This is a genomic window from Serratia sp. root2 (genome assembly GCF_031931805.1).
GTDB classification, from domain to species: domain Bacteria; phylum Pseudomonadota; class Gammaproteobacteria; order Enterobacterales; family Enterobacteriaceae; genus Serratia; species Serratia inhibens.
The window spans coordinates 1,690,086-1,702,889 of record NZ_JAUJXB010000001.1 but is presented as its reverse complement, the minus strand read 5'-3'; the positions used below and the strand labels follow the sequence as shown (position 1 = coordinate 1,702,889).

Sequence of the window (12,804 nt, the reverse complement as noted above, 5' to 3'; positions counted from 1 at the left end):
TGTCGGTAATGTCCGTCCATGTATATACAAGGCGGAGCAAGTTAAGGGCCAACTGCGAACAGCGGTGGGAATTATTTTTCAACTTATTAATAATTATGAATAATCAGGTGTTTTTCGTGCGGGATTAGAGGGGCATTGAAACGGTGGTCAGGGGGATGCACTATAGCGGCGCACAAAAATTGCGCAGCGGATCGAATTTGGGGCGCTATACGCCCCTTCAGGATTAACGCTCGTTCAGCGAGCGCAGATGATCGTCGCGCCGCAGGGTCATCAGCGCAAACAGGCTGACCACCGAGGTGGCAACCACGTAGTAAGCCGGAATATCGAGATTGCCGGTCTGCTTGATCAAACCGGTGATGATTAACCCCGCAGAACCGGAAAATACCGCGTTGGATAGCGAATAGGCCAGCCCCAGACCGGTGTAGCGCACTCTGGTCGGGAACATCTCCGCCAGCATGGCCGGGCCGGGACCGGCCAGCATCCCGACCACCGCACCGGCGATCAATACCGCCATGCCTTTGGTCAGCAGAGAGCTTTGCGGGTCTTGCAGCAGGTGCAGCAGCGGGAAGGTGAACAGGATCACCGCGATGACCGCCGTCAGCATCACCGTCTTGCGCCCCAACTTATCGCTGAGAATACCGGCGGGCAGAATCGTCAGGGCGAAGCCGACGTTGGCCAGCACCGTGGCTACCAGCGCCTGCTGGAAGGTGGCGTGCAGCGAGGTTTGCAGGTAGGACGGCATCACCACCAGGAAGGTGTAACCGGCGGCGGACCAGCCCATCATACGGCCAATGCCGATCAGAATGGTTTTCAGTACACTGCCCAGCTTCACCTCCGGCGCTTGCGCCGTTTCGCCGCCGCTTTGCTGCGCCTGTTTAAAGCTCGGCGTTTCCTGCAGTTTCAGCCGCAACCACAGCGCCACGGCGCCCATCGGCAACGCCAACAGGAAGGGAATGCGCCAGCCCCAGTCATGTAACTGTTCCGGCGTCAGCAGCGCAGCCAGCAATGCCACCAGACCTGCACCGGCCAACAGCCCGAATGCCACGGTCAGCGATTGCCAGGCGCCGTACAGCCCACGTTTCCCCTTGGGCGCGAACTCGGTCATCAGCGATACCGCGCCGCCGAATTCGCCGCCGGCGAATAACCCCTGAAACATCCGCAGCAGGGTCAGCAACAGCGGGGCGGCGACGCCGATAGAGGCGTAGGTTGGCATCACGCCGATCAGGGCGGTAGCCAGGGTCATCAGCAGCAATACCGCAATCAGCGTCGGCCGGCGACCGATCCGGTCGCCGATGCGGCCGAAAATCACCGCGCCGATCGGGCGGCAGAAAAATGCCAGCGCGAAGGCGGCGTAGGTGAGTATCAGACTGGTGATTTCACTTTCACCCTGCAGAGTGAAAAAATTGGCGGCGATGACGGTGGCCAGAAAACCGTAAACGCCAAATTCATACCATTCGATAAAGTTGCCGACCGATCCGGCCAGTAATGCCTGACGTGACTGGCGTGCGTCAATAACCGTCGTTTGTACGTCCATTCCCGCTCCCGTGCGTTTGACTTGTTGTCATCCACTTCTAAATTCATATGACAAAACAATCAATTATTTTCAACGGGAAGTGTGAAGGGGGTTCACCAGGGTAACGGTGCCGCTTCGCGGCCATTTTCGGCGTAGTACAACGATGGCAGGAACTGCGCCAGATAGCTGAATTCATTGTAGCAGTGGCGCATTAGATTAAAGCCAATCTCGTCCGGCAGCTCGTCATGCGCGTTTGCGCAGGATTTACCCAGCAGAAAGCGGCTGCGCAGCACGCAGCCGTAGGTCGTGTCGCGCGCCAAATGCAGCATTTCACCGTCGCGGGGGTCGCCCTTGTCGTCCAGCGCTACCTGCTCGCCGAAGCCGATACGGGCGCAAATGGCGGCAGACAGTGCCTGAGTGTCGCGCGCCTGTTGCAGCTGTTGCGTGGCAAAAAAATCTTCGGCGGCGTGAAACTTGAGCCGGGCCGGCACCGGCGGCAGCTCCGCCAGCCATTCAACCGCTTCGATGCTGGCGCCAATGTAGCTTTCGCCTTTTTTCCAGTGCCGGTCCCAGCCGCGGTGCTCAAGGTGATCGTGCGGGTGCCACCAGCGAATGTGCTGGGTGGTCTCAAAAAAGGTAAACCACCAGTCCAGCATACGGCCCTTGCAACCGTGCAGATCGGTGCGGATCGCAACGGTCAGCAAACCGTCGGCGCTGCGCGTTAGTCCCATCTCCAGCCGCAGCGGTTCCGGTTTAAGCAACTCGTTGATATCATTAACGCCCCAAGGGAGCATTAGCGATTGATGTGTCATAGCGGTCATCCTTATTAATTAGGAAACGATATTGGTTTCCTAATTAAGGCTATGCCGGTATGCTGTCTCTGTCAACGATTTCGAGGAACCATCATGGCAAATGAAAACGATGCCGAACCGCGCTCGCGCGGAAGGCCTTCGGCTCCGGAGGCGGAGCTGCGCGCGGCGGCGGTTGAGGCCACACTGGCGCTGTTGCTGACGCAGGGTTATGCCGCCACCACCGTGGACGCGGTGGCGAAACGGGCCGGCATGGCCAAGAAGACCCTGTACCGTTTTGCCGAAAATCGCGATGCGCTGGTGATGCAGGCGATAGCCAGTTGGACCGACGCTTTTCGGCCGACGTTTGAACAGGATGCGCAGCGGGCGGCAGAGGTGCAGCCGCTGCTTGAGCAGGGCTTGCGCGCCATTGCACAACAGGTGTTGAGCGTGCAGGCTGTGGGGATCTTTCGCCTGTTGCAGAGCGAGTTTCCTGGGCGGGAGGCGATGCTGACAGCCTATCAGCGCAATGGTATTGAACGCGGTCGGACCATTGTGGCGGACTGGTTGCAACGTCAGCAGCAACGCGGGTGGCTGCGCGAGTTGGACTGCGCGCAAACCAGCGATCTGCTGCTGGCGATGGTGATGGCCGAACCCTTGCGCCAGATGGCGCTTGGACTGTTGCCGCCGGGCAGCGACATCGGCAATCGCATTACGGCGGCGTTGGCGCTGGTGCTGCCGGGGCTGGTACGGGATGCCATGGCTTCGCGGAATCGATAAATGCACCGGTCCACTCACGTTGACCGATCAACCTTTAATAAGTCCGGTTATCCAGTCAGTAAATGCCTGCACGGCCGGCGAGAGAAAACGCTGATGCGGATAGAGTAGGGTAACCGGCACGGACGCGGGCTGCCAGTCCGCCAGAACTTCGATCAGCCGGCCTTCCTGCAGATGCTCTGATACCACTCTCTCCGCAAGCTGCGCCAGCCCGAATCCTTCAAGACACATCTTTATGTAGAGCCCTGTCTCATTGACGGCGGCAACGCCGTTGACCGGGACCGATATTTTTTCAGTGCCGCTGAAGAAACACATTTCACCCGCTCGCCTGGCGTGTCCTGAAAAATAATGGATGGCTCGGTGGTGAGACAAGTCTTCCGGGGTCTGCGGAATACCCTTCTCTCCGAGATAGGCTGGAGAAGCACAGGTCACCCAGCGAAACCTGCCGAGCGGGCGAGCAACGAGCGTTGAGTCATTGAGCTCTCCTGTTCGAATGACGCAATCTACGCCCTCCTGAACGAGATCTACCTGCCGATCGTTGACGCCTATCATCAGGTAGATATCCGGGTACCGCCTGTAAAAGTCTTTCAGGTTTGGCATGACTACAAAGTGCGCAATGCCGCCAGGCATATCAACCCGCAAACGCCCCTGCGGCCGTTTTACGGAATCAGTCAGGCTGGACTCCGTATGCTCAATCAGCTCGAGTATTTCCCGGCATTGCGCCAGATATTGTGCGCCCTCGGTCGTCAGGCTGACCCGCCGCGTGGTTCTGTTCAGCAGGCGCACCTGCAGATATTTTTCAAGATTTTTAATCGTGCTGCTCACCGTTGAGGCCGGTAAAGAAAGCGTTTCCGCCGCGAGAATAAAGCTCCCTGCCTCTGCCACACGGACGAAAATCTGCATTGCCTGGATACGGTCCATATTCTTTTTCCTTAAGCCGCAACAGAAGCAACCGGGACACGTTATTGTTCGTGATTGCTGAATAATGAAAACAGTTTAACCCTCTTTTTCGGAAGTATCACTTTCCTTACCTTTGCTTCACAACATTCAAAAAAGGTGAACTGAAGATGACTGATTATACGCGGAATATAGTGCAGGCCGCTGACTCGCCGGCCCCCCGGACACTTATCCGGGGCGCCACTGTTCTCAGCATGGACGGTGATATAGGCAATTTGGTCAGTGGCGATATTCTTATCGAAGGCAGCACCATCACGGACATAAGTAAAAGCATTGATGCCGGCGACGCCGTCGTTATCGACGCGTCAGGCATGATTGCCATGCCGGGCATGGTCGATACGCATCGCCACTCATGGGAGGGGCAGTTGCGCCGGCTTAACCCGAATGCCGCAACGCTTGAAGACTACTGCAACGCAACGCACTACTCTTTTGCCAAATACTATCGCCCGGCTGACATGTATATCGGCAACCTGCTTACCGCACTGGGCTGCATCGACGCCGGCATCACCACCGTTATCGATAACTCGCACAACAGCCGCACCGGCGCACACTCCGATGCTGCCGTCGAGGCGTTGCTTGACGCCGGTATCCGGTCGGTACACGCCTCCGGCGCACCCGTGTCCGGGGCGTGGGACAAGGCCCACTGGCCCGGCAATCTGGAGCGTCTGCAGGAAAAGTATTTCAATAAAGAGGACAACAGCCTGGTTTCGCTGGCCGTGATGGCACAGTTGGAACCTGAACTGTGGGCGGAAGCCCGGCGGTTGGGCCTGCCGATTATCACCGAGTTTTTCGGGGGAGAAATGGCGGCGGAGCTGGAAGGGCTGCACCGGAAAGGGCTGCTGGGCACGGATAACATCTTTAACCACTGCACCGCACTGCCGGACGCCGGATGGCAAATTCTGCGCGAGGCCGGTGTGCGGGTCAACGTATGTCCGCGCTCAGATGCACACTACGGTATCGAGGATGGAATGTTCGCCTTGCAGTCAGCCCTGCGTCACGGTATTAGCCCGGGGCTGAGCGTGGATAACGAGACGTCCTACAGCGGCGACATGTTTATGGAGATGCGGGTGGCATTTTACCTGCAGCGCGTGATGGGCATGCATCAGCGGCAGTGCTGCGGATCAGAGCATCCTCCGGTGACCCAGCAGGCCCAGAACCTGCTGAAAGCCGCCACTGTTGACGGCGCCGCCTGTGCAGGGTTGCAGGACAAAATCGGCAGCCTGGCACCGGGAAAACAGGCCGACCTGATCCTTATCCGTACCGAGGACATTAACCTTTACCCGTCAGGCAACGCATTCGGCACGGTGGTGCATGCGGCCGAACGCAGCAATATTGATACTGTCATGATTGGCGGGCGCGTCGTCAAGCGCGACGGCAAGGTGCTGGGAGTGGACAGCGCACTGCTCCGTGCGGCGATCGACGAGTCCCGCCGGCATCTTTTTGCCGCCGCAGGCTACCAGCCTGACATTTTTGCCGAGACGTTTCTGCCGCTTGAGTCGGCCCGGTAAAGGGGAGAGAGGAGCACAGTCTATTATCTGTCGGCCATCGCCCTGTTCGGTGACAGAGGAGCAGCGTTTTTCTACGGCTTGCAAATATGTGCTGCCGATGGGACTGGCATCCTGCCTGTGATACAGCCTGACTACCGGTCGTTTCACCCATTCTGGACGGAGCATGGAAATAAAAAGGGCGCCTTCAGGCGCCCGGATAAAACAGGGAGTGTTTACAGCTTGGGTCCGGCGCTCACCAGCTTCTCGCCGGCCGGATTCACGGTGTATTTGGCGAAGTTATCGATAAAGCGTTGTGCCAAATCCTGTGCTTTTTCCTGCCATAGCGATTCATCGGCGTAGGTTTTGCGCGGGTCGAGGATTGAAGGATCAACACCCGGTAGCGCCGTCGGGACCGCCAGGCCAAAGATTGGCAGGGTGAAGGTCTCGGCGTGCTCAATCTCACCGTTCAAAATCGAGTCGATAATACCGCGCGTGTCCTTGATGGAGATGCGCTTGCCGCTGCCGTTCCAGCCGGTATTCACCAGATAGGCCTGGGCACCGGCCGCTTCCATGCGTTTCACCAGCACTTCGGCGTATTGCGTCGGGTGCAGCGTCAGGAACGCGGCGCCGAAACAGGCGGAGAATGTCGGGGTTGGCGTGGTGATACCGCGTTCGGTACCGGCCAGCTTGGCGGTAAAGCCGGACAGGAAGTGGTACTGGGTTTGTTCCGGCGTCAGGCGAGAAACTGGCGGTAACACCCCGAAGGCATCCGCCGTCAGGAAGATGATCTTCTTGGCATGGCCGGCCTTGGACACCGGTTTGACGATGTTTTCGATGTGGTCGATCGGGTAGGACACGCGGGTATTTTCGGTTTTGCCGGCGTCATCGAAGTCAATGCTGCCGTCTGCCAGCACCTGCACGTTTTCCAGCAGCGCATCGCGGCGGATCGCCTGATAAATTTCCGGCTCGGCGTGCTGCGAGAGCTTGATGGTCTTCGCATAACAGCCGCCTTCAAAGTTGAACACGCCGTCGTCGTCCCAGCCGTGTTCGTCGTCTCCGATCAACTGGCGCTTGGGATCGGTGGAGAGGGTGGTTTTGCCGGTGCCGGACAGGCCAAAGAATATCGCAACGTCGCCCTGTTCGCCGACGTTGGCCGAGCAGTGCATGGAAGCTATGCCTTGCAGCGGCAGCAGGTAGTTCATGATGGAGAACAGACCCTTTTTCATTTCGCCGCCGTACCAGGTGCCGCCGATCAACTGAATGCGTTCGGTCAGGTTGAAGGCGACGAAGTTCTCTGAATGCAAGCCCTGTTGTTGCCAGTCCGGGTTGGTGCATTTGGCGCCGTTCATGACCACGAAGTCCGGTTCGAAACCGGCAAGTTCGGCGTCGGTCGGGCGGATAAACATGTTTTTGACAAAGTGCGCCTGCCAGGCCACCTCGGTGATGAAACGCACCTTCAGGCGGGTATCGGCATTGGCGCCGCAGAATGCATCCACCACAAACAGGCGTTTGCCGGAGAGCTGGTTGCCCACCAGGGTTTTCAGGTGCTGCCAGACTTCCGGCGACAGCGGTTGGTTGTCGTTTTTGCCGGTGCCGTTATCGGACCACCAGACGGTATCGCGCGTGGTGTCGTCGCGGACGATGTATTTGTCTTTCGGGGAACGACCGGTGAATTCGCCGGTATCGACGTTAACGGCACCCAGCCGGGTCAGCGTACCGCGCTCCAGCGCCGGCAGATCGGCACGGGTTTCCTCGTTAAACAGTTGTTCGTAACTTGGGTTATAGACGATCTCGGTAGCCTGATGGATACCGTAGCGGGCCAGCGTTTGTGGGGTAACAGCGATTGAAGACATATCTACTTCCTTATCGGTTCTATGTCCGTAGCCTTTCAAGCCGTTGGGGCATTGGTAAAGATGAAAGCCATACGGCATATATTATGTGCCTCACTCTCGCACGGTGCCGCGTGCAGAGAAGAGGCCCGGGTACAGCTGACCGGATTCAGCTAATTACTGCTCCGGTTCTCATTAATAAACGCACGGATTTTTACTTCCATCTATAGCATAGCAGTGAATTTTCACCTGATTAATTTAATTACAAAATGCTGACGATAATTAATTAAAACCAACATTGGCTGGGGCTCACAATATTGAATTAACGCAACGCAATTTAGTTTTGTATTTTTATTTTTTATCATATTGTCTGGGCTGTCCACTGTTTTTTCCATTATTAAAAAACGAAAGCACGCAATAAAATTTATTATAAGCAGTTGTTTTTGTTTAATAACGTTCTTCGCATGTGGTTAGGCGAACCGTTCCGCAACGAACACTTGTCAGCAGGGTGAATAATGAAACAGATAAATGCAGAAATTGCCTGTGAGAAAGATACGCCGCTACCTGATTCATCAGGATTAATTAACCAAATTCGACAAATGGATATCGGCGCGGTTCCGGTCGCGTTGTTTATCACTATTTGCGCCATTGTTACCCTGTCGGCTTACGCCAACTTCTTGCCAAAGAATATGATCGGCGGCCTGGCGGTGATTATGACGCTGGGTTTCGCGCTGGCGCATTTAGGTAAAAGCATTCCCGTGTTGCGGGATATTGGCGGCCCGGCCATTTTGTGCCTGATGGTGCCTTCGGTTCTGGTTTACTTCAATGTCTTCCAGCCCAACGTGATGGGCACCGTCCATCTGTTGATGAAAGAAGCCAACCTGTTGTACTTCGTTATCGCCAGTCTGGTGGTGGGCAGCATACTCGGCATGAATCGGGTGATTCTGATCCAGGGCATGATCCGCATGTTCGTGCCTTTGGTGGTCGGGACGATAACGGCGGTGGCCACCGGGTTGCTGGTGGGCAAGTTGTTTGGCTTTACCTTCTATCACACCTTCTTCTTTATCATCGTGCCGATCATCGGTGGCGGTATCGGCGAGGGCATTTTGCCGCTGTCACTGGCGTATTCCGCCATTTTAGGCTCGACACCGGACGTCTACGTGGCGCAACTGGCGCCGGCGGCGGTGCTGGGCAATATCTTCGCTATCGTCGCGGCTGGAGTGTTGGCGCGTATCGGCTTGCAGCGCAAGGCGCTGAGCGGGGATGGCATGCTGATCCGTTCGGCGCAGGAAAACGCAGTGTTCGCCATCAAGGAAACCAACGGCAATGTCGATTTCCAACTGATGGGCGGTGGGCTGCTGGTGATCTGCGCCTTCTTTATCGTCGGCGGCCTGTTTGAACACATTGTGCATATTCCCGGCCCGGTGCTGATGATTCTGTTTGCCGTGCTGTGCAAATATTGCCGGGTGATCCCGGTTTCGATGGAAACCGGTGCGCACAGTTTTTACAAGTTCGTTTCTACCGCCCTGGTGTGGCCGTTGATGATTGGCCTGGGCATGCTGTATGTGCCGCTGGAAAGCGTGGTGGCGGTGTTCTCGGTGGGGTATGTGGTGGTCTGCGGTTCGGTGGTGTTGTCGATGGGCGTAGTGAGCTTCCTGATTGCGCCTTACCTGAAAATGTACCCGATTGAAGCGGCGATCGTCACCTGCTGCCACAGCGGTCTGGGCGGCACCGGTGACGTAGCGATCCTCTCTGCGTCCAACCGTATGGGGCTGATGCCGTTCGCGCAGATTGCCACGCGCATTGGCGGCGCCTCTACCGTGATTGGCGCGACATTATTGCTGGGGTGGTTAATCTGAGCCCAAAATTTATGATGGAAAACCGGGGGTATTCCTCCGGTTTTTTATTTTGCCGTTGATAGACCAGAGCAACAAAAATAGTGATTTTTGGTAAAAACGCGATAATTCCTATTAATTTCATCGGGTCAGGCTGACATAGTAGCGCGCAGAAGGCCGGGCTTGCATACCTCGGGCTTCTGCCGAATCGCCAACCATTCCGGTTGGCGATTCACTTTCCATCTTTCAGCATGTTGATCGCCGCACCGATCAGGATCCGGCGTTCGATATCGTTGCTTTCCGCCAACTGCCGCGCCAGGTGCTTCGCCAGTGTTTCTACCGATAAAACCTCGCCGCGATGGCGCAGTTGCATCACGCTGTCACCAATCAAACGGGCGACCTCATCCCACACGGGTTTTATCTCCTGCTCCGAGAACATCATCGTTTACCTCGGCTGGGTGATTTTTGGTCAATGTAGCAGTTGGTCCCGGGGTTCGCCACTGCACCGGTCGCACAACGCTAAAACCGGAAGCATAAAAAATAAGGCATCAGTGTTTCTTCTGGTTTTTTCGCCCAATACTGATCCTGTCGAATATCTGGAGAGTGCGTGATGAAACTGGTCGATCAACTGGCGGAATATTATCGCCTGAGCCGGCGGGCAGAAGTGCAAAATCGGTTATGCCGTCTGTGGTTGCCACAGGGGGAAGCGCGAATAACCTATTTGCGGGAGTTGCTGGAGCCGGTGGCTAAAACGCCGGGCGAACGGATAACTGAAACCGGCACCGGGGTTCGGCCGGGCCGGCGTTAACCGAAGATTATTGCCGCCCAACGCAATAACAATAGGGCGAGACAGATCAGCAACAGAATCAAAAACATCTTCCAGTGCTTGGTGCGCATGCGTTTGGTTGCCAAGGTGATCTCCTGTTCTATTGATCAGCTGAAGTACCAGCCGCCGATAACAAAGAGAGCAATCACGACCAGCGCAATGACTTTTAATAAGTCACTGAAGGTGTCATCGGGATCTTTGTCGTCATTTTTCATTTTACCGCCTGGCCTTAGCCATGGTGTGAATATCGATCACAGTATGCCTGTTGTCCTGGTGCAGGCACAGAGATTTACCGTAAAAAACCTGTAAATAGTGTGGGTTTGCGCCGCGGCGCGGCGAATTCGGCAGGTGCAGGCGGCGGGGAATACGTTGTACTATTCTGTTTGCACAATGATTCATTTAATAAGGTAAGGCAATGGCAGACGCAATTCCGAAGAAATATGAGAACACCGAGCGTTGGGCGTTCGGCAACACCGAGCAGCAGGCTGATGATGTGGTCAAGCTGATCCTCAACGGCACCAAGACCGCCACCTGCTCGAACCTCGACGGGGAAGGCATTCCGCTGGCCGGCGACGTGTTTGTGGTCGTTGACGGTAAAAATGTTCCGGTCTGTGCGGTAGAGCTGACCTCGGTGGAGATGAAAACCTACGATCAGGTTGATGAAGCGCATGCCTATGCCGAAGGGGAAGGCGATCGTTCACTGGCGTACTGGCGTAAAGAGCTGCAGAGTTTCTTTGAAGAGTACGAACTGTTTTCACCGGATATGACGCTGGTGCTGATGAATTTCAAAGTGATTGAGACTTTCTGATTTGACGACTGCGGTCCCTTACGTTTGCCAATGGGCGACGCCTGAACTGGCGGCCGATCTGATTGCCGGGCGTGCGACGTTGGCAGATGACGCCAACTGGGCGCGCAGCGGGGCGCGCGATCGGGCGGAATATATCGAATGGGCCAATCACGTTTGCGGTATGGCCTGCCTGAAAATGGTACTGAGCCACCGTAACGGCGATGCGCCGCCGGTGTTGGAACTGGCGCGCCACAGCTTGCCGTACGGCGCCTATGTCCGTGAAGGTGAAAACATCAAAGGGCTGATCTACGCGCCTTTTGTCGATTATGTGCGTGAGGAGTTTGCGTTGGACGCTGAGGTGCGGGTCGGTCTCGACGCGGAGGCGTTGCCGCAATTGCTGGCGCAGCGGCGTTATTTCATGGCTTCGGTACACCCGAGCATTCGTCAGCCCGATCAGACGCCGCCGCAGCGGGGCGGCCATCTGGTGCTGGTTACTGCCGTTGAGGCTGATGGCGTGACCTTTCACAATCCATCCGGCGACAGCCCAGTCACGCGCCAACAGGTGACGTTGCCGCTGAATGTTTTTGGCCGTTTCTTCGCCGGTCGCGGTATCGCCATCACATAGCCACCACATAAAAAAACGCGCCGTGTTCCCTGGGGCTCACAGCGCGTTTTTCAGTTCATTGTTGTTCATGCCAGCCGCATCACCCAGGCATCGGATTGCCGATCGTAATGCTGCTTAAACAGCAGCGAATGCTTGCCATCCAGCGTCGCCGGGATGCTGGTATGTTCATCCCATCCGTCTAATTGCATGCACAAGTCGGGATCCGACTTGCAGGGAATGGTCAGCGTGCTGGCCTGCTCGGACGAGGAGGACAAATGCGCATCATCAACCTCAAAACTGCCTATTTTTACTACGGTTTTGCCCATTGGAACTCCTTGCTCGATCTGCTGGTATGAGGTATGACCAGTTAAGGCCATCTCTTTGAGCATAGCTAAATGAGCAAAAAATGCCACATAAAAAATACAAACTGGCAACAATCGACGCCGGCGACTAGCGCATGAGGCTAATATTCCACGACAAAGCTGAGATTGTCCTGGTAGGTACCGACCGGCCTTTCTGTTTGTGCAGGGTTAATCACCGCCAGATAAGGAATGCTTTGCGCCAGCCCAGTCCCGGCGCCGCTTTGCTTGTGGGTGCTGTCCCAGACGGTGGTGGTATTGGGCAGGTAAATTTGATACTGCATAAAATTGCTGGTGCCGTTTTTCATCTGCCGCCAGCCGGTAACCGGGTTATTGCCGTTGGTAAAATAGGTGTTGTAACCCTCGGTTTTGGTGCAGGTGAGGGTGATGCTTTGGTTCACCGGGTTAAACTGGCCCACCAGCGCCATGCTGCCAAAATTGACGTTTTGCGCGGTGCCAAGCAAACAGTCTTTGGTGATCACGGCGGTAATGGTCACGGTACTTAGCTTGTTGACACCATCCCACCAGATACACAAGCCAAGCACGCCCAGACCGCAGATATGGTAGTTCCAGGTCAGGTTGACGGTATCGGTATAGGTACCTGAGCGCACGTTAGCCCCGGCGGTGGTCCTGACATACAGCGGGAAATTGACGTTGGAGGAGATGAGGATCAGCGACAGCAGGTTCAATGAGCTATAATCGATGGTTTGCCCGACGCTATACGCGTATTGGTAATTCGAATCGGGGTAAATCAGGTAGGGGATTTGATCGCCGGAACCGTCGGTGTTGGCTATCGCCATATTGTGGGTGGTTGAGGTGATTTTCACCGTTACGGTGTTTTGCGAAAGCAACGACAGACCGAGGCCGGTGCAGTTCAGCCCGGCGGTGCCCTGGGCGCTGGTCGGGCCGTTGTAGACGCTGAAAGAACTGCCGCCAGGCAGCGTCACGCTGCCATTGGTGGTGGCGCAGTCAGCCAGCGCTTGCCGGCCTGCCAGCAGCATCAGCGTCAGTAATATCGCTTTGAATCCCCGAATCATATCTT

The 12,804-nt window shown here is 56.0% G+C and carries 14 protein-coding genes; 6 read left to right on the top strand and 8 right to left on the bottom strand.

Features of this window, described 5'->3' with window-relative positions:
* Positions 1-223 precede the first annotated feature (223 nt).
* The gene (locus QZQ97_RS07645; RefSeq protein WP_311992956.1) at positions 224-1,534 is read right to left on the bottom strand and encodes an MFS transporter; all 1,311 of its coding nucleotides are present in this window, start codon (positions 1,532-1,534) and stop codon (positions 224-226) included.
* 92 nt (positions 1,535-1,626) lie between these two features.
* Positions 1,627-2,325 carry a DAPG hydrolase family protein gene (locus QZQ97_RS07640; protein ID WP_311992955.1) on the bottom strand — a complete coding sequence of 233 codons (699 nt, stop codon included), beginning with the start codon at positions 2,323-2,325 and terminating at the stop codon, positions 1,627-1,629.
* 93 nt (positions 2,326-2,418) lie between these two features.
* Here QZQ97_RS07640 and QZQ97_RS07635 point away from each other — a divergent pair, with 93 nt between their 5' ends.
* The gene (locus QZQ97_RS07635) at positions 2,419-3,081 is read left to right on the top strand and encodes a TetR/AcrR family transcriptional regulator (protein WP_311992954.1); all 663 of its coding nucleotides are present in this window, start codon (positions 2,419-2,421) and stop codon (positions 3,079-3,081) included.
* Between the two features lie 27 nt (positions 3,082-3,108).
* Here QZQ97_RS07635 and QZQ97_RS07630 read toward each other — a convergent pair whose 3' ends face one another.
* A complete protein-coding gene (locus tag QZQ97_RS07630) occupies positions 3,109-3,999 on the bottom strand; it encodes a LysR family transcriptional regulator (protein ID WP_311992953.1) in 891 nt (296 codons plus the stop codon).
* A gap of 146 nt (positions 4,000-4,145) precedes the next feature.
* Here QZQ97_RS07630 and QZQ97_RS07625 point away from each other — a divergent pair, with 146 nt between their 5' ends.
* A complete protein-coding gene (locus QZQ97_RS07625; protein ID WP_311992952.1) occupies positions 4,146-5,543 on the top strand; it encodes an amidohydrolase family protein in 1,398 nt (465 codons plus the stop codon).
* Between the two features lie 212 nt (positions 5,544-5,755).
* On the opposite strand, the gene pckA is transcribed toward QZQ97_RS07625, so the two are convergent.
* The gene (pckA, locus tag QZQ97_RS07620; RefSeq protein ID WP_311992951.1) at positions 5,756-7,375 is read right to left on the bottom strand and encodes a phosphoenolpyruvate carboxykinase (ATP); all 1,620 of its coding nucleotides are present in this window, start codon (positions 7,373-7,375) and stop codon (positions 5,756-5,758) included.
* Between the two features lie 491 nt (positions 7,376-7,866).
* Here pckA and QZQ97_RS07615 point away from each other — a divergent pair, with 491 nt between their 5' ends.
* Complete coding sequence (locus QZQ97_RS07615) at positions 7,867-9,210, top strand: 2-hydroxycarboxylate transporter family protein (RefSeq protein ID WP_311992950.1); 1,344 nt, start codon at positions 7,867-7,869, stop codon at positions 9,208-9,210.
* A 208-nt stretch (positions 9,211-9,418) separates the two neighbouring features.
* Here the strand turns inward: QZQ97_RS07615 and QZQ97_RS07610 are convergent, their stop codons facing one another.
* Positions 9,419-9,628, bottom strand: a complete 210-nt coding sequence (locus QZQ97_RS07610) for a hypothetical protein (protein ID WP_004943477.1) — start codon at positions 9,626-9,628, stop codon at positions 9,419-9,421.
* Between the two features lie 168 nt (positions 9,629-9,796).
* Here QZQ97_RS07610 and QZQ97_RS07605 point away from each other — a divergent pair, with 168 nt between their 5' ends.
* Entirely contained in the window at positions 9,797-9,994 is a 198-nt protein-coding gene (locus tag QZQ97_RS07605) for a hypothetical protein (protein ID WP_311992949.1), read from the top strand.
* On the opposite strand, the gene yniD is transcribed toward QZQ97_RS07605, so the two are convergent.
* Positions 9,991-10,098 carry a small membrane protein YniD gene (gene yniD / locus QZQ97_RS07600; protein ID WP_311992948.1) on the bottom strand — a complete coding sequence of 36 codons (108 nt, stop codon included), beginning with the start codon at positions 10,096-10,098 and terminating at the stop codon, positions 9,991-9,993. The genes QZQ97_RS07605 and yniD overlap by 4 nt on opposite strands.
* A 329-nt stretch (positions 10,099-10,427) precedes the next feature.
* Here yniD and QZQ97_RS07595 point away from each other — a divergent pair, with 329 nt between their 5' ends.
* Both QZQ97_RS07595 and QZQ97_RS07590 read left to right on the top strand, forming a co-directional pair.
* Positions 10,428-10,820 (top strand): ASCH domain-containing protein, encoded by a 393-nt coding sequence (locus QZQ97_RS07595; RefSeq protein ID WP_126482234.1) that lies wholly within the window; start codon positions 10,428-10,430, stop codon positions 10,818-10,820.
* A 1-nt stretch (position 10,821) separates the two neighbouring features.
* Positions 10,822-11,424 (top strand): C39 family peptidase, encoded by a 603-nt coding sequence (locus tag QZQ97_RS07590; protein ID WP_311992947.1) that lies wholly within the window; start codon positions 10,822-10,824, stop codon positions 11,422-11,424.
* 65 nt (positions 11,425-11,489) lie between these two features.
* On the opposite strand, the gene QZQ97_RS07585 is transcribed toward QZQ97_RS07590, so the two are convergent.
* On the bottom strand, positions 11,490-11,729 hold the full coding sequence (locus QZQ97_RS07585) for a YebV family protein (RefSeq protein WP_004943489.1): 240 nt from the start codon (positions 11,727-11,729) through the stop codon (positions 11,490-11,492).
* A 137-nt stretch (positions 11,730-11,866) separates the two neighbouring features.
* Complete coding sequence (locus QZQ97_RS07580) at positions 11,867-12,799, bottom strand: Csu type fimbrial protein (RefSeq protein ID WP_311992946.1); 933 nt, start codon at positions 12,797-12,799, stop codon at positions 11,867-11,869.
* Positions 12,800-12,804 lie beyond the last annotated feature (5 nt).

Excerpts from the sequence above, each read along its gene's own strand:
- QZQ97_RS07645 (WP_311992956.1), bottom strand. The coding sequence starts at position 1,534 with ATGGACGTACAAACGACGGTTATTGACGCACGCCAGTCACGTCAGGCA.
- QZQ97_RS07640 (WP_311992955.1), bottom strand. The coding sequence starts at position 2,325 with ATGACACATCAATCGCTAATGCTCCCTTGGGGCGTTAATGATATCAAC.
- QZQ97_RS07635 (WP_311992954.1), top strand. The coding sequence starts at position 2,419 with ATGGCAAATGAAAACGATGCCGAACCGCGCTCGCGCGGAAGGCCTTCG.
- QZQ97_RS07630 (WP_311992953.1), bottom strand. The coding sequence starts at position 3,999 with ATGGACCGTATCCAGGCAATGCAGATTTTCGTCCGTGTGGCAGAGGCA.
- QZQ97_RS07625 (WP_311992952.1), top strand. The coding sequence starts at position 4,146 with ATGACTGATTATACGCGGAATATAGTGCAGGCCGCTGACTCGCCGGCC.
- pckA (WP_311992951.1), bottom strand. The coding sequence starts at position 7,375 with ATGTCTTCAATCGCTGTTACCCCACAAACGCTGGCCCGCTACGGTATC.
- QZQ97_RS07615 (WP_311992950.1), top strand. The coding sequence starts at position 7,867 with ATGAAACAGATAAATGCAGAAATTGCCTGTGAGAAAGATACGCCGCTA.
- QZQ97_RS07610 (WP_004943477.1), bottom strand. The coding sequence starts at position 9,628 with ATGATGTTCTCGGAGCAGGAGATAAAACCCGTGTGGGATGAGGTCGCC.
- QZQ97_RS07605 (WP_311992949.1), top strand. The coding sequence starts at position 9,797 with ATGAAACTGGTCGATCAACTGGCGGAATATTATCGCCTGAGCCGGCGG.
- QZQ97_RS07595 (WP_126482234.1), top strand. The coding sequence starts at position 10,428 with ATGGCAGACGCAATTCCGAAGAAATATGAGAACACCGAGCGTTGGGCG.
- QZQ97_RS07585 (WP_004943489.1), bottom strand. The coding sequence starts at position 11,729 with ATGGGCAAAACCGTAGTAAAAATAGGCAGTTTTGAGGTTGATGATGCG.
- QZQ97_RS07580 (WP_311992946.1), bottom strand. The coding sequence starts at position 12,799 with ATGATTCGGGGATTCAAAGCGATATTACTGACGCTGATGCTGCTGGCA.